12 protein-coding genes are annotated in these 19,917 nt (G+C 73.0%); 9 read left to right on the top strand and 3 right to left on the bottom strand.

The window, feature by feature from the left end:
- Window positions 1-715: 715 nt before the first annotated feature.
- The 8 genes from LIX60_RS28965 (at window position 716) to LIX60_RS28930 (ending at window position 12,864) form a co-directional block, all read left to right on the top strand.
- Window positions 716-1,744: a LacI family DNA-binding transcriptional regulator gene (locus LIX60_RS28965; RefSeq protein ID WP_227962113.1), complete on the top strand. Its 1,029-nt coding sequence runs from the start codon at window positions 716-718 to the stop codon at window positions 1,742-1,744.
- A gap of 728 nt (window positions 1,745-2,472) precedes the next feature.
- On the top strand, window positions 2,473-3,900 hold the full coding sequence (locus LIX60_RS28960; RefSeq protein ID WP_227962111.1) for a GH1 family beta-glucosidase: 1,428 nt from the start codon (window positions 2,473-2,475) through the stop codon (window positions 3,898-3,900).
- Between the two features lie 42 nt (window positions 3,901-3,942).
- Complete coding sequence (locus LIX60_RS28955; RefSeq protein ID WP_227962109.1) at window positions 3,943-5,106, top strand: radical SAM protein; 1,164 nt, start codon at window positions 3,943-3,945, stop codon at window positions 5,104-5,106.
- A gap of 24 nt (window positions 5,107-5,130) precedes the next feature.
- Window positions 5,131-6,762, top strand: a complete 1,632-nt coding sequence (locus tag LIX60_RS28950; RefSeq protein WP_227962107.1) for an NAD(P)/FAD-dependent oxidoreductase — start codon at window positions 5,131-5,133, stop codon at window positions 6,760-6,762.
- 55 nt (window positions 6,763-6,817) lie between these two features.
- Window positions 6,818-8,125, top strand: coding sequence for an MFS transporter (locus LIX60_RS28945; protein WP_227962104.1), 1,308 nt, complete (start codon window positions 6,818-6,820; stop codon window positions 8,123-8,125).
- Window positions 8,118-9,758, top strand: a complete 1,641-nt coding sequence (locus tag LIX60_RS28940; protein WP_227962102.1) for a PIG-L family deacetylase — start codon at window positions 8,118-8,120, stop codon at window positions 9,756-9,758. Before LIX60_RS28945 ends, LIX60_RS28940 begins: the two co-directional genes overlap by 8 nt.
- Before the next feature lie 102 nt (window positions 9,759-9,860).
- On the top strand, window positions 9,861-12,431 hold the full coding sequence (locus tag LIX60_RS28935) for a glycoside hydrolase family 3 protein (RefSeq protein ID WP_227962099.1): 2,571 nt from the start codon (window positions 9,861-9,863) through the stop codon (window positions 12,429-12,431).
- Between the two features lie 217 nt (window positions 12,432-12,648).
- On the top strand, window positions 12,649-12,864 hold the full coding sequence (locus LIX60_RS28930) for a hypothetical protein (protein WP_227962097.1): 216 nt from the start codon (window positions 12,649-12,651) through the stop codon (window positions 12,862-12,864).
- A 192-nt stretch (window positions 12,865-13,056) separates the two neighbouring features.
- Here the strand turns inward: LIX60_RS28930 and LIX60_RS28925 are convergent, their stop codons facing one another.
- Window positions 13,057-14,427, bottom strand: a complete 1,371-nt coding sequence (locus LIX60_RS28925) for an NnrS family protein (protein ID WP_227962095.1) — start codon at window positions 14,425-14,427, stop codon at window positions 13,057-13,059.
- A gap of 460 nt (window positions 14,428-14,887) precedes the next feature.
- Between LIX60_RS28925 and bla the strand changes: the two genes are divergently transcribed.
- Entirely contained in the window at window positions 14,888-15,829 is a 942-nt protein-coding gene (gene bla / locus LIX60_RS28920; RefSeq protein WP_374117997.1) for a class A beta-lactamase, read from the top strand.
- 1,030 nt (window positions 15,830-16,859) lie between these two features.
- Here bla and LIX60_RS28915 read toward each other — a convergent pair.
- Window positions 16,860-18,212 carry an HNH endonuclease signature motif containing protein gene (locus LIX60_RS28915; RefSeq protein ID WP_227962084.1) on the bottom strand — a complete coding sequence of 451 codons (1,353 nt, stop codon included), beginning with the start codon at window positions 18,210-18,212 and terminating at the stop codon, window positions 16,860-16,862.
- Between the two features lie 891 nt (window positions 18,213-19,103).
- A complete protein-coding gene (locus LIX60_RS28910) occupies window positions 19,104-19,769 on the bottom strand; it encodes a cellulose binding domain-containing protein (protein ID WP_227962083.1) in 666 nt (221 codons plus the stop codon).
- Window positions 19,770-19,917: the final 148 nt, after the last annotated feature.

Here is a 19,917-nt window from a genome sequence, read left to right as displayed (position 1 = left end):
GGGAGCGCTCCCACTCGCGCCATGCCCGAAGGTTTTCGCCTCAAGGGGAAAGTGTCAAGACGTGAATACGGTTTCGTTGCGCGCATGTGTCCTAACGGCCACCCGGAGCTGCGACAGGATGCACGTCGGGGCAGGCCGGAAGGGGTGGCCGGGCCGCGACACCACGTCAACCACCGCACGGACCGGCGGGATTGCCCGATGAGGGCCCATCACTTCCCGAAGGGAGGGCACGGCGGCGCGGAGGCCGGGGGCGGATGCCGCGGCGCGCACGTGTTCGCGGTTCGTTACCCGGGACGGGGCGCCCGGCCCGCCGCTCCGGGGCCCGGCCGGACGCCGGGGCGGGCAGCGGGCAGGAGCCGGGACGGACAGCGGGCGGGGCCGGCCCATGGCGCCGTGGCGGCACCCCCGGCCGCCACCGGCAGGGGACGAACCGGCCGCCCCCGCCCCCGGCGGCCCGGGGACACGGCACCGTACACCGGCGGGCCGCTCCCCCGCCGTATCGCGGGCCGGGCCCGGCCCGTGTGACGGGAGGGTCTGGGGCGACGCGTGTTCACTTCAGCGGCTCGGATAGCATGGGAGCGCTCCCAAAAATGGGGCGGGATCGGGCCGGGCGCCGGTCCGAACGAGTGGCCGGAGACGGCCCGAACCGGCACGGCCGGGCTCCCCGCGGAACCCATCGGGGCGGCCCGGACGGGGCCGACGGTGGGGAGACCTGATGGCGGTGAACGGACGGCGGAGCCGGCAACCGACACTGGAGGAAGTGGCCGCGCGAGCGGGGGTCGGCCGGGGGACGGTGTCCCGGGTGATCAACGGCTCGCTGCGGGTCAGCGACCAGACCAAAGCCGCGGTCGAACAGGCCGTGGCCGAGCTCGGCTACGTACCGAACCGGGCGGCACGGGCCCTCGCGGGGCACCGGACCGACGCGATCGCCCTGGTCGTCCCGGAGGCGGAGACCAAGCTCTTCGCCGAACCGTACTTCTCGGACATCGTGCGGGGAGTCGGAGCGGAACTCGCCGAGACCGACATGCAGTTGCTGCTGACGCTGATCCGCACGACGAAGGAGCGGCAGCGGTTCGCACAGTATCTGCGGGCGGCGCGGGTGGACGGCGTGCTCGTCGTCTCGGTGCACGAGCACGATCCGCTGCCGGACCTGCTGGAGGACCTGGGGCTGCCGGCCGTGCTCAGCGGGCGGCGTTCCGATCTGGAGTCGGTGTCGTACGTGGACTCCGACAACGTGGGCGGCGCGCGGTCCGCCGTCGCGCATCTGCTGGCCGGCGGACGGCGGCGGATCGCCACCATCACGGGCGCGCTCGACATGTACGTGGCCCAGTGCCGGCTGGACGGGTACCGCCAGGCGCTGGAGGCCGCGGGGGTGGGGGACGGCCGGCACCTGGTGGCGGAGTCCGACTTCACCGAGAGCGGGGGGCGCCGGGCGATGGCCGAACTGCTGGAGCGGGAACCGCGGCTGGACGCCGTGTTCGCGGCCTCCGACGTGATGGCCGCCGGCGCGCTGGGCGCCCTGCGGGCGGCCGGGCGCCGGGTGCCGGAGGACGTCGCCCTGGTGGGGTTCGACGACTCGGCGATCGCCCGCCACACGGATCCGCCGCTGACGACGGTGCGGCAGCCGATCGAGGAGATGGGGCGGGCGATGGCACGGGTGCTGGTGGAGGAGATCGGCTCGCGGACGACGGCGAAGCGCCATGTGGTGCTGGGGACGCGGCTGGTGCACCGGGCCTCGGCGTAACCGCCTCACTGCCTCACCGCCTCACCGCCTCACCGCCTCGTCGCCTCGCCGCCTCATGGCCTCCGGGCGCGCGGGGCGCGGGCGCAGGGGCGCGTGCGCGCGGGCGCGCCGCGCGCCGGGGGCGGCCCAGCCGGTCCCGGCGCCGCACGGAGCGCCGGAGCCCCCGGCCCGGCGCGCCCCGCGGCCCGGCGCCACCCCCGGCCCGGCGCCACCCCCGGCGCGGGGAAAACCGTTGGCAAAGCCAGTGGTTGGGGGCCGGAAGCGGTGATTCATTTGTTGAATGCAATGACCGGGACGCCCATGGCCGGAGAAGCACCGCGCCCGCCGCCGGAGCACCGGGCACTTCTGGGCCGGGCGGGGCCGGAGATACGGCGGCGCCGGGTGTGGCGGGCAGCGGCGGCTGGGGTTTTCTTTCCGGTGGATTATGGCCCGCACACACCGGCGGGCGGGGAAAAGGCCAGGTCACCGGCGTGCGACCGGCGGTGCGGGTTGCGTCCGCACGCCCCCGGCGCGGTAGAGCGGAGCGCGTTGAAATCTTGACACCGGCTGTCGGCTCCGCCACATTTATGGGAGCGCTCCCAGTGGTTTTTCCGTCACCACCCGCCCGCTGTGACCCCGGTTGACCTGGTGGTCGCATTCCACCCCGATTTGGGAGCGCTCCCACTCGCTTCGCAGGTGCGCTGCGAGCCGTATTCGACAGTTGTTGATGACGAGGTCCGGACGTGACAATGCAGGATGAACAGACCGCTGTGGCACCGGAGGCAGAGCCTCGGGTCGCCGCCTTCCCGACCGGCTTCCTCTGGGGTGTGGCCACTTCCGCCTACCAGATCGAGGGCGCCGCGGACGCGGACGGCCGCGGACAGTCCATCTGGGACACCTTCGCGCATACTCCCGGACGGGTCGTCGCCGGTGACACCGGCGACGTGGCCGCGGACCACTATCATCGCTACCCCGAGGACGTCGCCCTCATGTCCGAACTCGGGCTGGGTGCCTACCGGTTCTCGGTTTCGTGGCCCCGCATCCAGGCGGACGGCTCCGGCCCGGCGAACGCCCGGGGGCTCGACTTCTACCAGCGCCTGGTGGACTCGCTCCTGGAGCGCGGCATCGAGCCGGCGGTCACCCTCTACCACTGGGACCTCCCGCAGGCCCTGGAGGACAAGGGCGGCTGGCTGAACCGGGACACGGCCTACCGGTTCGCCGAGTACGCCGGGATCATGCGCGAGGCGCTCGGCGACCGCGTCAAGCTGTGGACCACGCTCAACGAGCCCTGGTGCGCTGCCTTCCTCGGGTACGGGGAGGGCAAGCACGCCCCGGGCGTCCAGGACCCGCCGGCCTCCCTGCGCGCCGCCCACCACCTGCTGCTCGCCCACGGGCTGGCCGTGCCGGCGCTGCGCGCCGCGGCGCCCGGACCGGTGGAGATCGGCACCACGCTCAACTTCTATCCGGTGTCGTCCGCCTCGGACGCCCCGGCTGACCTGGACGCGGCCCACCGCATCGACATCCTGCAGAACCGCCTCTTCCTCGACCCGGTCATGCAGGGCGGCTACCCGGCCGACATCCGCGCGCACCTGGAGCGGGTCTGCGGCACGGAGCACATCCTGGACGGCGACGAGGCCCTGATCGGGGCGCCGATCGACTTCCTCGGCGTCAACTACTACACCTCGTACCACGTGGCGGGGGGCGGCGAGCCCGCCGAGGGCCCCGGCTCCTGCTGGCCCGGCGCGGAGGACGTACGGTTCCTTTCCTGCGGCCGGCCGCTGACGGACATCGGCTGGGAGATCGACGCCCAGGGGCTCCGCACCATGCTGGAGCGGATCAACAGCGACTACCCCGGCATCAAGATCATGATCACCGAGAACGGTGCCGCCTACGACGATCCGATCACACCCGACGGCAAGGTCCACGACGGGGACCGGATCGCCTATGTGGACGCGCATCTGCGGGCCACGCACGAGGCCATCGCGAACGGTGTGGACGTGCGCGGCTACTTCCTCTGGTCGCTGCTCGACAACTTCGAGTGGGCCGAGGGCTACGCCAAGCGCTTCGGCATCGTCCACGTCGACTTCGACAGCCAGCTGCGCACCCCCAAGGACAGCGCCTTGTGGTACGGCGGGGTGGCCCTGCGCAACGGCCTCTCCGACGGCGGGAACGGCTGACACACCGGCAGCACATCGCCGGCACGGCACAGCGAACGGCAAGTGAACGGGGGACTCGTGTACGGAGCGGACGAACAACCGGAGTTACCGGGAGAGCTGGGCGCGGCCGACGTGGGGCGGAAGCTCGACCTCGTCGGCAAGCTGTACCAGCGCTCGGTACTGCCGGCGGTGCGCGAGGTCGCGCAGGGACGGCGGCTGAAGTGGCCGCTGGTCGTCGATCTGGACCCGACGACCCTGTGCGATCTCGCCTGCCCCGAGTGCATCAGCTCGGGGGTGCTCAACCAGGGGCAGTTCTCCCGGGACCGGATCACCGACCTGGCGCACGAGCTGGCCGGTTCGGGAGTGCGGGCGGTGATCCTGATCGGCGGCGGCGAGCCGCTGATGCACCGCTCCATCGGGACCGTCATCGAGGTGCTGCACGGCGCGGGCATCCGCATCGGGCTGGTCACCAACGGCACCCTGATCGGCCGCTATCTCGACGAGCTGGCGTCCATGCTCTCCTGGGTCCGCGTCTCCCTGGACGCGGCCACCCCCGGGACGTACGACGTCTTCCGGCCCAGCCGCCGCAAGTCCAGCGTGTTTCCGCAGATCATCGCGGACATGCGGCGGCTGGCCGAGCGCAAGGCCGGGCGGCTCGGCTACTCGTTCCTGCTGATGCAGCGGTTCGACGGCGAGGGCCGGCTCACGGCCACCAACTACCCCGAGGTGCAGCAGGCGGGGGAACTCGCCAAGGACATCGGCTGCGACTACTTCGAGCTGAAGGCGATGCTCGACGCCGACCACTTCACCGTCAACCAGGCCGCCGAGCACACGGAGCTGGTCGAGGAGCAGTGGAGCCGGCTGCGCAAGCTGGAGGACGAGTCGTTCCGGCTGCTCCGGTCCTCCAACTGGCTGGCCGTCCGGTCCGGTTCGGATCCGGTGCAGACGAAGGAGTACGCGGCCTGCCCGGTCGCCGAGCTGCGCACCACGGTCACCCCCACCGGCGTCTACATCTGCCCGTACCACCGGGGCCACGAGAAGGGGAAGCTGGGCGACATCGCGGAGATGTCCTTCGAGGAGATGTGGGCCCGGGCCGACACCACGGCCATCGACCCCCGCGAGGACTGCCGGTTCCACTGCGCGCGGCACCCCGTGAACGTCGAGATCGGCGGGTTGCGGCACCGCGAACCGCCCGAGCCCGCCGACGACTTCGACCCCTTCATCTGACGGCACACCGGAGACCCCCACGCCATGTCGCCCTTACCCGAACCCCGGCCGGCCCCGCCCCGTTCCGCGTCGCTCCCCCGCGCCAGGAGTCGCTCGCGGATCGCAGTCATCGGAGCGGGGCCGGCCGGTCTCACCAGCGCCAAGCAGGCGCTGGCCGAGGGCCATGACGTGGTGCTCTACGAGAAGAACGCCGATCTCGGCGGGATCTGGGACCCGGCCTCCGGCGGCGCCTACCCCGGGGTGCGGATGCAGAGCTCGCGGATGAGCTTCCCGTTCTCCGACTTCCCGCCCCGGGGCGTGGACGACTTCCCCACGCTGCCGCAGGTGCACGCCTATCTGCGCTCATACGCCGAGGCGTTCGGGGTGCTGCCGGTCTGCCGCTTCGGCCACCGGGTGGTCCGGGTGGCGCGGGAGGCGGACGGATGGCGGGTCACCGCCCGGCACGAGGGGGGCGAGAGCACCGGGGTCTTCGACGCGGTGATGGTCGCGAGCGGTGAGCTGTGGGAGCCCCGGCTGCCGGAGCACCTGCCGGGCCCCGCCGCCCCGGTCCGGGTGTGGACGGCCAAGTCCTACCGGGGCCCGGCGGACTTCGCCGGCCGCCGGGTGCTGGTGGCCGGCGGCGGGGTGAGCGGCGCGGACATCGCCGCCGAGCTGTCGGACACCAGCGCCCGGGTGGACTGGTCGGTGCGCGGGCGCGCCCTGTTCCTGCCGCGCGACTGCGCGGGCGTCTACAACGACGCGCTCTTCTCGTACGCCGGCCGGGTGGCGCTGGAGGAGATGCCCTACCGGGACTATCTCGCCTGGCTGGGCGAACTGCTGCCCGAGTACATGGCGATGTACCGGCGGACGGGCCTGCTGCCGGCGGACGGCTTCCACGGCGCCGTCCACGTGAACGAGAAGGCGATCCCCCGGGTCTACCGGGGCCGGATCACGGTCCGCCCGGCGTTCGAGCGGTTCGCGCCCGACGGCACCGCGGTGCTGGCCGACGGCAGCGAACGCTCGTACGACGACGTGGTTCTGTGCCTGGGCTATGGGATGCCGGACTACGGCTTCATCGAGGGCTTCCGCCGCGAGGACCTCTACGAGCACCACTTCTTCCGGCACGATCCGACCCTCGCCGTCATCAACACCCCGGTGGACACCGAGGGGTTCGGCACCGCCTGCCCCTACTTCGAGACCATCGCCGCCTGGGCCCTGGCCGTGTTCGCGGGGCGGGCGACGCTGCCGGAAGAGGGGGCGACGGCCGCCTGGTGCGAGCGGCACCTGGGCCGGCCGGCCGGCCGCCGTTACCTCGACTGCTGGCTGGAGACCATCCGCATCGGGCTCGCCGCCGGCACCCTCCCCGATCCGCGCACCTCCTTCGCCGCCTACTGGCGGCTGGTGTCCGGCACCGTGGCGCCGTCGCGGCTCCGCCCGGAGGGCCCGGCCCTGCCGCGCCCCGCCACCTACGACGGACTGTTCGACCTGGACCATCTCCGGCACCGCGTCCTCGCCTCCCTGCCCCTCGCCGACCGGGACGGCCTGCTGGCCGCCGGGGAGATCGGCCGGGCGGACTACGAGGCCGCGCTGCTCGTCCCCGACGGCCGGGAACTCCCGCCCTGGCTGCCCTACCGGCAGCGGCGCGGCTCGCGGCTGCCGACGGCCGTGCCCGGGTGATGCCCCGAGGCGTCCCGCAGCCCGGCCCCGTACCCGCTCCGCGCCAGGGAGAAGTGTGAACACCACCACCGCCACCGCCAAGACGCGCGTCGCCGGCGTCCTCAAGGACGGCGCGCTCAACAGCCTGATCGGCGTCACCGGCATGGTCGGTGTCGCCGGGGCCATGGTCGTCACCTCCACCAGCCTCTTCCTGTCCGACGCGGTGCGGGTCTCGCCGCTGATGATCGGGCTGTTCTTCGCCGCGAGGGCGGCCTCCGAGATCCTCTCCGACCTGGTCGTCGGGGCGCTGTCCGACCGGATGTCGAGCCGGCGCTCCCTGCTCGCGCTGTGCGCGGCCTGCTCGGCCGCCGGCGCGGTCGGCTATCTGCTGCTGCGCGACTACTACGCGCTGCTGGTGACGGGCGCCCTCTTCTTCGGCATCGGCGGCGCCGTCTTCTCGCAACTCTTCGCCTATACACGCGAGTTCGCGGACAGCCGGGGCACGGACGCCGCGTTCTTCAACTCGGCGCTGCGCTCGGTGACCTCGGTGGCCTGGATCGTCGGCCCGCCGTTCGGTTTCTATCTGATCTCCTCCCGCGGCTTCTCCAGCCTGTTCTTCGCGGCGGCCGTGTTCTATCTGCTGTCGGCGGCGCTGTGCGCGCTGGCCCTGCCGGACACGGGGAGGACCCGGCCCGCCCGGGCGGATGCGGCGGACGGTGCGGCGGAGGGCCTGCCGGAGGAGGCGCCCGGGGAGGCCGCGGCCGGCCCGGAGAAGTCGGCGCCCGAGAAGACCGCGGCACCCGCGGCACCCGCCCCGCCCCGGAACGCCTTCTCCGGTCTCACCCCGCGCGTGCGGTCCCTGATGGCCGTCATCGTGCTGATGCTGACCGTCAACAGCATCTACCAGATCAACATCGCCCTGTTCGTCACCAAGGACCTGGGGCTGGGCAAGGGCTTCGCCGGGTTGCTGCTCGGGCTGGCCGCCGCCCTGGAGATCCCCCTGATGATCTACACCGGGGCGAAGGCCGAACGTATCGGCAAATGGCGTCTGGTGACCGTCGCGGCCGTCTGCGCCACGCTATTCTTCGCCGCGCTGCCGTTCACCGAGTCGCCGGTGGCACTGCTGCTGCTCCAGGTGCCCAACGCGCTGTGGACGGCGATCGTGCTCAGCATCCCCGTGATCATCCTGCAGAACGCCATGTCCGACCGGATCGGCGCCGCCTCGGCCCTCTACGGGGCCTCCTTCAAGGCGGGCAGTTTCCTCGGCGGGATGACCGCCGGCGCCGTCGCCCAGTGGCTCGGCTTCACCCATGTGTTCTGGGCCTGCGCCGTGCTGAGCGCGGTGGCCGCCCTTCTGCTCGTCACCGGAGGAACCGATGAGTAGCACTCCCGGACCGGACGTCAGCGTCGTCGTCCCCACCTACAACCGCGCGGGCCTGCTGCGGCACACCCTGGACTCGCTCACCCGGCAGACCCTGCCGGCCGGGCGGTTCGAGGTGCTGGTCGTCGACGACGGCTCCACGGACGACACCGCGCGGCTGGTGACGGAGTACGAGGACCGCCTGGCCCTGCGCTACTTCGCCCACCCCGACGAGGGCTACCGCGTCGCCCGCGCCCGCAACACCGGGATCACGAACGCCCGGGGCGGCATCTGCGTCCTCGTCGACTCCGGCGTGCTGCTGCACAGCGGCGCGCTCCGCGCCCATCTGGACTGCCACGCCGCCTCCGAGCGGCCCGTCGCCGTCTGCGGCTACGTCTTCTGCTTCAACGAGGACAACGAGGACGGCGCCGAGATCGAACGCGCCATCGACTACGCGGACCCGGACTCCTTCATGGCGGGGCTGCGGCGCGAGGAACGCTGGCTGGACATCCGCGAGGAGTTCTACGAGAAGTACGGCGAGGACTTCGCCTCCCTCCCCGCGCCCTGGCTGGTCTGGTGGACCTGCAACGTCTCCGCCCGTACCGAACAGCTGCGCTCCGTCGGCCTCTTCGACGACGCGTACCGCGCCTGGGGCGCCGAGGACGTCGACCTCTCCTACCGGCTGCACCGCGACGGCGCCGTCTTTGTCATGAACCGCGACGCCTGTGCCGTGCACGTGCCGCACAGCAAGAGCTACACCGAGAACATGCGATCGGTCGCGGCCAACTACCGCTACTTCGCCTCCAAGTACGGCACACCCGTCACCTCGCTCGTCGACGGCCACCACTTCTTCGCCATCAACGACATCATCCGCGAGCGAGGGCTGCCCGGATGCGCGGAGCACCTCGCCGCCGAACGCGCGCTCGCCGACGGCCCGGACGGGCCGCCCCGCCAGGTGCTGGTCTTCTCCCCGCACCAGGACGACGAGGTGATCGCCTGCGGCGGCACCCTCGCCCGCCGTGCCGCCGAGGGCGCCCGAGTGCAGATCGTCTTCTCCACCGACGGCTCCCGCTCCCACCAGGCCGTGCTGGGCATCGACAGCGACCCCACCCCGGAGGAGCTGGCCGGCATCCGGCAGAAGGAGGCGGAGGCGGCGGCCCGGGCGCTGGGCCTGGGACCGGACGGGGTGCAGTTCCTCGGCTTCACCGACACCGCGCTCGCCGAGGCGCTGCCGGAGTTCCGGGCCCGCGTCCGCGCGGTGCTGGAGGCCCACCCGGAGGTCGAGGAGGTCTTCCTGCCGCACGAGATCCGGGAACTGAACGCCGACCACCGGCTGACGGGCGAGGTGGTCCTCGACTGCCTCCGTGAGCTCGGACTCACGCCCCGGCTGCGGAAGTTCGTGGTCTGGGACGAGCAGACGGAGGCCGAGTTCGGCTTCACCAACCGCAGCGAACCGGACCGCACCGTCCCCGAGGGCGGCGAGCGGCTGCTCTCCCTCGACATCCGCGAACACCTGGACACCAAGCGGGCCGCGCTGGCCGAGCACCGCACCCAGGTGACGCTCTACTGCCCCGCCCAGGACCGGCCGGTCGTGCCGGACGTCTTCGCCGCCCGCGTCCGCGCCCGGGAGGTCGAGCAGTTCTGGGTGCCGGCCTGACGGCGGTGCCGGCCCGACGGCCGGTCCCCGCCCCGTCCCGTTCCCGCCCCGTCCCCGCCCGCAGCCGCCCCCGCAGTCGCCGTCCACACCCGAGGAGGATCGGTGCCACCCTTCGCCCACTGGCCCGCGTGGCCGCGCGTCGAGTCCGCCGTGCCGGCCGACCCGGCCGTCGAGGAGCGCGTCCGCTCGATCCTGGCGCGGATGACGCCCGAGGAGAAGATCGGGCAGCTGATCCAGCCCGAGCTGGCCGAGCTGACGCCCGAGGACGTCCGCGCGTACCGGATCGGCTCGGCGCTCAACGGTGCGGGGATCTGGCCGGGCGGCAACCGGCACGCCGATCCGGCGGACTGGGTGAAGACGGTCGACCTCTACTGGGAGGCCGCCGAGGCGGCCTACGCGGACCGGCCGTTCCGGGTCCCGTTCATGTGGGCCACCGACGCGGTGCACGGCCACAACAACGTGTACGGCGCGACGATTTTCCCGCACAACATCGGCCTGGGCGCCGCCCGCGACCCGGAGCTGCTGCGCCGGATCGGCGCAGCCACGGCCCGCGAGATCGCCGCGACGGGGATGGACTGGACGTTCGCGCCCACCGTCACCGTCCCGCGCGACCGCCGCTGGGGCCGCTACTACGAGGGCTGGTCCGAGGACCCGGAGCTGGTGCACGCCTACGCGGGCGAGATGGTGGCCGGCCTCCAGGGCGGCGGCGGCCCGGACGGCCTGACCGCCGCGGCGCGGGTGATCTCCTGCGTCAAGCACTGGGTGGCCGACGGCGGCACCGCCGAGGGCGGCGACCGCGGCACCTGCTTCACCTCCGAGGACCTGGTGCGCAACCTGCACGCCGCCGGTTTCGTCGCCGGGCTGGCCGCGGGCGCCCAGTCGGTGATGGCCTCCTTCAGCAGCTGGGAGAACCCGGCCAACTACGACCACTCCCCGCACCACGGCCCGCCGTACAACGCCAAGGTGCACGGCAGCCGCTATCTGCTCACCGATGTGCTCAAGCGCGCGATGGGCTTCGACGGCATCGTCATCAGCGACTGGGACGCCCACGCGGAGGTCTCCGGCTGCTCCGTCGGCAACGCCAACTACGCGCTCAACGCCGGGCTGGACGTCCTGATGGTCGCCGGGCGGGAGGCGTGGCAGTCGGTGTACCGCAACGCCCTCGCCGGGCTCCGCGACGGGGAGATCCCGGCCTCCCGGATCGACGACGCGGTGACGCGGGTGCTGCGGGTGAAGATGCGCGCCGGCCTGTGGGACCGCCCGCGCCCCCGCGAGCGGGCCCTGACGCACGACACCGCCGTCCTGGGCTGCGCGGAGCACCGGGCGCTGGCGCGGGAGGCGGTGCGCAAGTCGGTCGTCCTCCTCAAGCACACCGGAGGGGTGCTGCCGCTGCCGCGCTCCTCCCGGGTGCTGGTGGCGGGAAGCGGCGCGGACGCCATCCAGAAGCAGACCGGCGGCTGGACCCTCACCTGGCAGGGCAATGACGTCGAACTGCCGGACCTGCCGGGCGCCATGACGGTCGCGGGGGCCGTGCGGCGGATCACCGGCGAGGAGCGCTGCACCGTGGACCCGTTCCCGGGCACGGTGGACCCGACGGCGTACGACGTGGCGCTGGTCGTCATTGGCGAGGACTCGTACGCGGAGATGCGCGGCACCGTCAAGCCGTGGCGCTCGCTGGCCTACTCCGAGCTCAAGGCGTCCTACGCCCGCGATCTGGAGACCCTGCGGCGGCTGCGGGCGGCGGGGCTGCGGGTGGTGACGGTGATGCTCACCGGCCGCCCCCTCTACACCACCGAGGAGATCAACCTCTCCGACGCCTTCGCGGTCGCCTGGCTGCCCGGCACCGAGGCCGGGGGCATCACGGACGTCCTCTTCGCCGGCCCGGACGGGGAGCGGGCCCACGACTTCCGCGGCCGGCTCGGCTTCACCTGGCCGGGCAGCCGCCGCGCGTCGGCCGCCAACCGGATCCCGCCGCACATCCCCGGCTACCGGGTCCCGCCGGAGGAGCAGGAGCCGGCGGGCGAGCACGCCCCGCTCTTCCCGTACGGCTACGGCCTGTCGCTGGACGACACGGACCCGCACCGCCACCCGCTGCCGCTCGACACCTTCGAGGACACCACTCCCCCGCCCCCGGCGGCCGGGCCGCTGCCGGTGCTGGGCGCGGGCTCCGGCTACCGCTTCCGGATCGGCGGCCACAACACCTGGTCGCGGGTGGACGTCTCACCGGAGGAGCCGGTGGACTGCCTGATCGTCCGCTCCGAACCGGGCGGCCCGGACGATCCCCCGGGCACCCTCACCTTCGCCTTCAAGGGCTATCCGGTCGCCTTCGTCTACGCCGAGCGGCCGGAGCCGGACGCGCAGCCGCTGGACCTGCGCGGCTATGCGGAGGCCGGCGGGCGGCTGGCCTTCCGCGTCCGGATCGGCGAACCGCCCTCCCGGCCGCTCCTGCTGGCCTGCCACGACGACTACCCGGCCCAGCCGGGCCTGGACCTGACGGAGCGGCTGGCGGGCCTCGCACCGGGCCGGTGGCACGAACTGGCCGTCCCCCTGGCCGCGTTGGCGGAGCTGGGCATGGATCTGCGCCATGTCGACGTCCCGTTCATGCTCTACACCGAGGGAACGGCGGTCGTCTCCGTCGCCGAGGTGCGCTGGCTGCCCGGCGGGGAGGGGTGAGCCGCCGATGCCCTTCCGCTCCCCCGCCCCGCCCCCGTCGCCCTCCCCGTCGCCGTATTCCGGGCCGCCGGGGCCGCCGCCGGTCCCGTCCTGGGCCGTTAGCGGCGAGCCGCCCGCGCCGCCACCGTCGTCCCCCGGACACCGGGCTCGCGCGTCCCACCGGCGGCGGCGCCGGGGCACACGTGTCCCGGACCGCTACGAGCGCGTGTTCAGCTCGGTGACGACCGCCGCGGCGGCGGTGGCGGTGCTGACCCTGGCGGGCGAGGTCCGCCCGGCCTCCCCGCCGGCCGACGGCACGGATCCGGCCGTCTGCGACACGGCACCCCGGTACGGAACGGCGGCGGACCGCCCGGCCCCGCCGCACCGACCGCCCGTCCGCGGGCGGGACCTCACCACCGCCCTCGGCCCGCTGACCGGCCACTACACCGGTTAGCCCCGCGACAGCCCGGGCCGCTCTTCCGCCCCCGCCGGGCGGCCCGGGTCCGCGGGCCGGTGCGCGGGGACCAATCCCGGCGCACCGGCCCGCACCTCCGGGCACACTGACCGGCCGTGCCCGCTGGCGCGCGGGCCCGGGCCGGGAGTCCCGCGCCCTCCCCGCGGAGAGAGAGCCCGGACCCGCACCGGATCAGACCGGGCGCAGCACGACCGGCCGGGACGCACCGGGTCCCGACGCGGGAGATCCGTGGAGGATGCGCAGCAGACCGGTGCCCCACCAGACGAGGGCGGCGAGTTCCAGCAGTCCGCTGACCCCGACGACGGCGAAGAAGAACGGATGCCAGTCGGTGAGGGTCTGCAGCGACACCCGCAGCGCGCAGCCCACGTTGATCAGGACGAACGGGCCCGTGAGCGAGCCGAGGGTGCCGGGGTGGACGCCGCGCAGGGCGGGCGCCACGCGGGCCGCGATCCCCATGATCATCATTGAGACGAATCCGACGGTGATCGCGTGCCGGATCGCCCCGTAGTAGGCGTGGCTGAACGCGAGGCCGCTGACCAGCTGGTACACGGGCATCAGCAGCAGCATGACGAGCGAGAGCGCCAGCCATCCGTAGGCGGCCCGGACGAACTTGCCGGACCGGTGGTCGGTCCGGGGCAGCCGCCGCCACAGGCGCCACGGCAGCACCATGGCCGCCACCCCGCCGGCGATCATCAGCCAGGGCGGCATCAGGAGGGCGGCGAGCCGGTGGTCGTCCGCCCAGCGGTAGGCGATGAAGACGACGACCTCGATGACGACGCCCGCGTTGATCAGCAGCAGGGCGGTCCAGGCGCGGCGCTCCGGCGTCCTCGGCACCCCGAACATCTGCGGCAGGAGATGGCTCGACAACCCGAGGACCATCAGCAGCGCCATCCCGTGAATCTGCATGTCCCGCAGCGGGGCCTGGTAGGTGGCGATGTACCACAGCAGGTCGGCGCGGTCGGCGGCCGTCATGGTCATCCAGGTGTGCCAGAGCCCGAAGGCGGCCTGCGCGACGAGCCAGAACAGCGCAGAGCCGATGAACCCCGTCACCGGGCGCATCGGGTCCCCGCTCCGCAGGTACGTCACGAGGAGCTGCGCGGCGAAGACGAGGGACGCGGTGAGCACGAGGGCGTTGCCGGCCAGGGCCGCCGTCACGGCCCACGCGCCCTCGGCCCGGTAGCCGGTGGCGCCCATGCCGGTGACGGCCATCACCAGCCCGGAGAGGGTCGCCGCCAGGACGGCCGGTACCAGGCGCGGTGCGGCGAGGGCGGTGCGCCACAGCCGCGGGAACGCCTGGTAGCCGAAGCCCATGATGAACAGCCCGACCCATCCGGTGATCTGCGCGTAGCCGTGCGCGTTGATCTCGTGGACGGACACCCCGGTGAAGCGTTCCCCGAAGCCGATCCGCCACAGGATGAGGACGCCCCACGACGCCCCGACGGTGAGGACGGACACCACGGCGGCGGTGAAGAACGGGACGTGAACGGTGCCCCGGCCCCCGGGCGGGGCCTCCGGCCGGACGGTGGACAGCTCGACGGGCACGGCGGCCGCCCGGCCGGACGCCGGCTCGGGACAGGGGCGGAGGTGCGGGCGGAAACGGGGACGGGGACGGTGCACGGTTGTCCTCACGGTGCGAACGCGGGCCGGCCACGGGCAGGCGTGGCGCGGGGGGGTCCATCGGCGCCGGCGGCGGAGCGAGCCACCGCCGGGTCCGCTGCGCGACCGTAGGGCGGTGCGGCGGCGGGGCGTATGGGTCCTCCGGGGGCCGGGCCAGGTCTTTCGGCCCCATCCGCGGCGGACGCCGACGCGTTACGCGGGTCCTACGGGCAGTACGGGCTCCACGGGCTCCACGGGGTCCGCGGACATTACGGGTTCCGCGCATCCCAGAACCGGACGCGGCCCGGGTGCGTCTTGGGAATTGGTCTGGTCCACCCGGACCGGGCCCGGTCAGTGACCACCCCCTCATCCGTCAGGAGTCACGGTCTTGAACACGGCACACGGAATCCATCCGGCCCGCCGCGCGCTGTTCGTCCTGGGCGCCGGAGCGGCGCTGGCCGCCTGCGTCCCCTCGGGCGGAGCCGCCTCGGCGGCCTCGACGGCAGGCCCGGAGTCACCGGCTTCGCCCACGGCGTCGCCGCCGCCCTCCGGGCGCGCGCGGGAGGTCTCCCGGCGGCTCCGGGCCCTCGAATCCGAACACGGCGCCCGGCTGGGGGTGTTCGCCCGGAATCTCGACACCGGTGAGACCGTCGTCCGCCGCGCCGACGAGCGGTTCCCGATGTGCTCGCTGTTCAAGCCCGTCGCCGCCGCCGCGATCCTCCGCGACCACGACCGGCGGGGCGAGTTCCTGGCCCGGCGCATCCGCTACAGCGACACCGACCTCGTCGACCACTCCCCCGTCACGGAAGACCACGTGACGCAGGGCATGACCGTCGGGGAACTCTGCGACGCCGCCATCCGCTACAGCGACAACACCGCCGCCAACCTCCTCCTCCGCGAACTCGGCGGCCCGCGCGCCGTCACCCGGTTCTGCCGCTCGGTCGGCGACCGCACCACCCGCCTGGACCGGTGGGAGACGGAGCTCAACTCGGCGGAACCGTGGCGGGTGGAGGACACCACCAGCCCTCGCGCCATCGCCCGCACCTACACCCGGCTCGTCGTCGGCGACGCGCTCTCGCCCGCCGACCGCGAGCGGCTCACCGGGTGGATGCTGGCCAACACCACCAGCGACGAGCGCTTCCGCGCCGGCCTGCCCGCCGGCTGGAACCTCGCGGACAAGACCGGCGGAGGCCATTACGGCACCAACAACAACGCCGGCGTCGCCTGGACCCCGGACCGCACCCCGATCGTGCTGGCCGTCCTCACCACCAAGCCCGCCCCCGACGCCGCACCGGACAACGAGCTGATCGCCGAGACCGCCGAACTCCTCGCGTCCGCCCTGGGCTGACCCGGGCGCCCCGGGCATCCCGCGATCCCGGCCCGCGCCGGCCACGCCCGGGCCGGGACCGTGGCGGACTACCTCCGGTCGGCCTCACCCGGAGCCCGGTCGGCGAACTCCGGGCGGGAGAGAGCTCTTTACCCACACCGTCTTGAGCCGCGAACGGGTCGGGTCGACGCTCCAGCGGTCCGCGAGGGCGGAGCCGATCACGGCGAGAGGGGCGGAGCGAGACGGTCAGCAAGCCCCAGCCCAATTCAGCCTCTGGGGCGCCAACTGCGGCATCGGCGGTCGGCGGTCGGCGGTCGGCGGTCGGCGGTCGGCGGTCGGCGGTCGGCGGTCGGCGGTCGGCGGTCGAGGCTACAGCGCCTGGTGGGCGGGGCGGTGGTAGTGGCCCCCGGGGGCGTCGCAGACTGTCCGTGTCGTTCTGGTGGGGGTTACGGCGCCGGGTGGGCGGCGCGATGGTGGTGGCGGATGCGTCGCGGGCTGTCCGGTGGCGTGGTGCTTGGGCTTACGGCGCCGGGTGGGCGGCGCGATGGTGGTGACCGGTGCGTCGCGGGCTGCCCGTTGTTGTTTCGGTGGGGGTTACGGCATCCGTGCTGGGGGTGGGCCGGTGGTCGGTCGTCTATCCGGTGCCGTGCGCACCCGGGGTCGTCTTTGAAAAGCGATGGCGTGGCTGGTGCCGGTGGGTGGTTGCGGGGGCACACGCGCGCCTGGGCTTGTCGGCTTTCCCGCCGTCGTGGCGGGCTGTCGGTGGTAACGGTCGTGGCGGGCGACGGCGTGGCGGGCTCGGTTCTCTCCTCTTGACGGTTGCCGGTCGCCGGTCGCCGGTTGCCGGTCGGTGGTGGCTGGGGCAGCTCGTGCCCGTGGAGGCCGAGGTGCCTGCCGTCGCTGGTACGCATCAACGCCGAGGGGCGTGCCCCCTGCCAGCTGCTGCCCGCCCGGTAGTTGTCCGGAGCAAGGTTCCGGGTTTCAGGCAGGGGTGTGGGCCCCTCCGCGCGGTGGCGGAGGGGCTGGTGCCGGTAGCTGCCGGCGGCGGGGGCTACGTGATGTGGGTGTGGGTGTGGGGTGGGTTGGTGTAGGTGTGGCCCGTCGGTGCGGTCCAGGTGACTTCGCCGGTGTCGGGGTTGCGTTCGGCCTGCCAGTCGGTGCGGTGTTTCAACAGGTGGTGGCGTCGGCACAGCGGCATCAAATTGTCCGGCTCCGTCGCCCCGCCCGCTGTCGGGTCCTGGTGGTCGAAGGGCTGGATGTGGTCCAGGTCGCAGCGGTGGGCGGGCATCTGGCAGGAAGGGAAGGTGCACGTCATGTCGCGGGCGGTGACGTGGCGTTGGGTTTCGGCGGTGGGCTTGTAGGTGGTGGGGTCGGTCTTGATCAGCAGGCCGGTCTTCGGGTGGGTGATCAGACGCCGCCAGATCGTGCCCGGAGCGAAAGCCACCTCCCGCGCCGCGGTCGCACTGACCGGCCCATAGCCCTTGAGCTGTCCGGGCTCCTCATCCACCCCCATCAGGGTGTCGAGGGACACCGTCACCTGCACCACCGCCGCCGACCGGCCACCCGCAGTCGCCTCTCCGGCAGGGTGGTTGACGACCAGGTCAAACAGGGCATCCACCCGCTTCTGGTTCAGCGTGCGCCCGTCATCGGCGAAGGTGGCGGCGTGGGCGTCGACGGCCGCGTCGAGCTGCGCGGCCTGCGGGACGGGCAGGAAGGCGGTCCAGGTGGCCATGCCGTCCTCGGTGGCCCGGTGCCAGATCGTGCGGTCCTCCCGCCGCCGACGATGCCGCACCTCCGCCCCCAGCGGATCCGCCTTGAGCACCGCACGGTTCAACGCCCGCCGGGTCTGACCGACGGACTGGCCCGGCATCTTGGGCAGCACCATCGCCTCCACCCGCCCGGCGGCTTCGGGGTCGAGGGTGCCGGTGACCTCCGCCACCGCCTTCGCCTGCAGATAGCAGATCTCCCCGCGCTCCAACAGGCTGACCGTGGTGGGGAAGCGTCCCTCCAGGGCGGTGGCGACGGCCAGGCGGTCCGCGGCTGTGTTTCCCGACAGCTTCAACGCGCAGGCGACATCCTCACAGGCGAAGTTCCAGTCGTAGTCCGCCCAGCCGATCTCATTCGGCGTCGCGTCCAGTGCATCGGCCTCGATATCGGCCAGCAGACCAACCTGCTGAGCCTGGATCCAGGAGGTGTGCCGCTCCCAGGCCTTCAGCGCGTCGATCCGCCCCGTGGTGGAGAGTTGCTCGCGTTCCAGCAGAGCGAGCATCGCCGCCGTCTGCGGACCCGGCACAGCCGACGCCAGATGCGCCGCCCACTCATCCGCCGTCACCGGCTCCCCCGGCACCCCGGCCGTGTCCCCGGTCGTGACCGTGTCGTCGAGGTCGAGCAACGTGGCCTGCATGACATTCCCCCCGTCCTGATCCCGCGCGTGAACTCCCACCCTCACGCAGCGAGTTCCTACCCCCTATTTTCCGTCACATACGGTGATGAATCCAGGTCCAGAGCCTGGAACCACCCGAACGAGTGAGCGAAAACGGACCCGGGAACTCCACCCATGGCCCACACCAAGCACCGATAGCGCGGCCATGGCCACGGGACTGCCACAGCCCGCCGCGGCGGCGGAGCAGCCCGAGAACCGGAGCGCGCCTGCCTCCGGCTTCCGCGAACCCCCGTTCAGGCACCCGGCCATCGCTGATGATCCACTCCGAACCGTCCCCCACCACCGGACCACCCCGCCGGAAGAACCCCGCTGGCCCCAACCCCAGCGGCAGCCGACACCCCAGCAGCAGCCACGACAGCCGGACACCACCGCCACCACCGACAGCCCGCCACGACGAACGGGAAAGCCGACAAGCCCAGGCGCGCGTGTGCCCCCGCAACCACCCACCGGCACCAGCCACGCCATCGCTTTTCAAAGACGACCCCGGGTGCGCACGGCACCGGATAGACGACCGACCACCGGCCCACCCCCGGCACGGATGCCGTAACCCCCACCAAAACAACAACGGGCAGCCCGCGACGCACCGGTCACCACCATCGCGCCGCCCACCCGGCGCCGTAACCCCAACCCCAACCAGGCACAACGGCCGACAGCCCTCTCAACGCAGCAGCGCCACGCCCAACAGGCAGCCGCCACGACGGCCGTAGTCGTACCAGTGTCCGCACGTCCGCAGTGCTGCACTCGGCGGCGGCGATACGGTTCGCCGCCGACGGGTGAGTCGCCGGGAGAACCGAACCGACGGCGGGGCGGTACCGTGCTGCCGGTACCGCCCCGCCACGTTCGGGCGCAACTTCAGTGCACGTAGCAGACGTTGGCCTCTGACGGCGGTGGGGTGCCGTTCTTGACGAAGAAGCCGAACGTGGTCGACTCGCCGGGCTCCAGCGTCCCGTTCTTGTCGGTGTTGCCGAAGGCGACGGCGAGGCCGTAGCCGCTGAGCACCGTGCGCCAGTGCTTCTCGATGTTCGCGTCGGGCGAGATGGACGAGTGCACCATCCAGTTGCCGATCTCGGTCTCGCCGGAGTTCGTCACCGTCACCTTGGCGCGGTAGTCGTCGCCCTTGGTCGTGATCTTCACCTCCGCGCCGCATTTGCCGCCCGCGCTCGCGGAATGGCCCTGGTGGGCGGCGTCCTGGTCTCCGCTGCCCTCCTTACCCTCCTTGTCCGCGGCTGCGGCTTCGGGGTGCCCACCGTGGCTGTCGCCGTGTTCGCCGTCGCCGGTCTGCTCGCGGGTTTCGGTCCGCGTCCCGGCCCCGGACTGCGTGCCCTCTGCCGCGGTTCGCTCCCCGGCATCGCGGGAGCCGCCGGAGTCGCCGGAGCCGCCCGTGAACACCGCCAGGAGGAGGACGGGAAGGGCGACCAGCAGGCCGAACAGTGAGAGCCTGCGCCACAGGCCGCTCCGGATTCCGGTTCCGGAGCCGCCGTCGTCTTGCGCGCGCGAGGGTCTCAGGGATCGCTTCATGGGTGGTGCCTCTCCCTTCGGGGGGTGGAGATCCGGCGCGCGTGGGGGAAGGAATGCCGCCGGACCAGAGCTGTGGGAGCGCTCCCAGAAAGGTAACCGCCCAGCCCGCTCAGGGAAATGCCCGGGGCGGAAGACGCTGCGGTGCGAC

Origin of the sequence: Streptomyces sp. S07_1.15, assembly GCF_020739505.1 — a bacterium.
Classification (GTDB): Bacteria; Actinomycetota; Actinomycetes; order Streptomycetales; family Streptomycetaceae; genus Streptomyces; species Streptomyces xinghaiensis.
The sequence above is the reverse complement of the archived record's forward strand: the minus strand, read 5'-3'. Positions and strand labels throughout refer to the sequence as shown.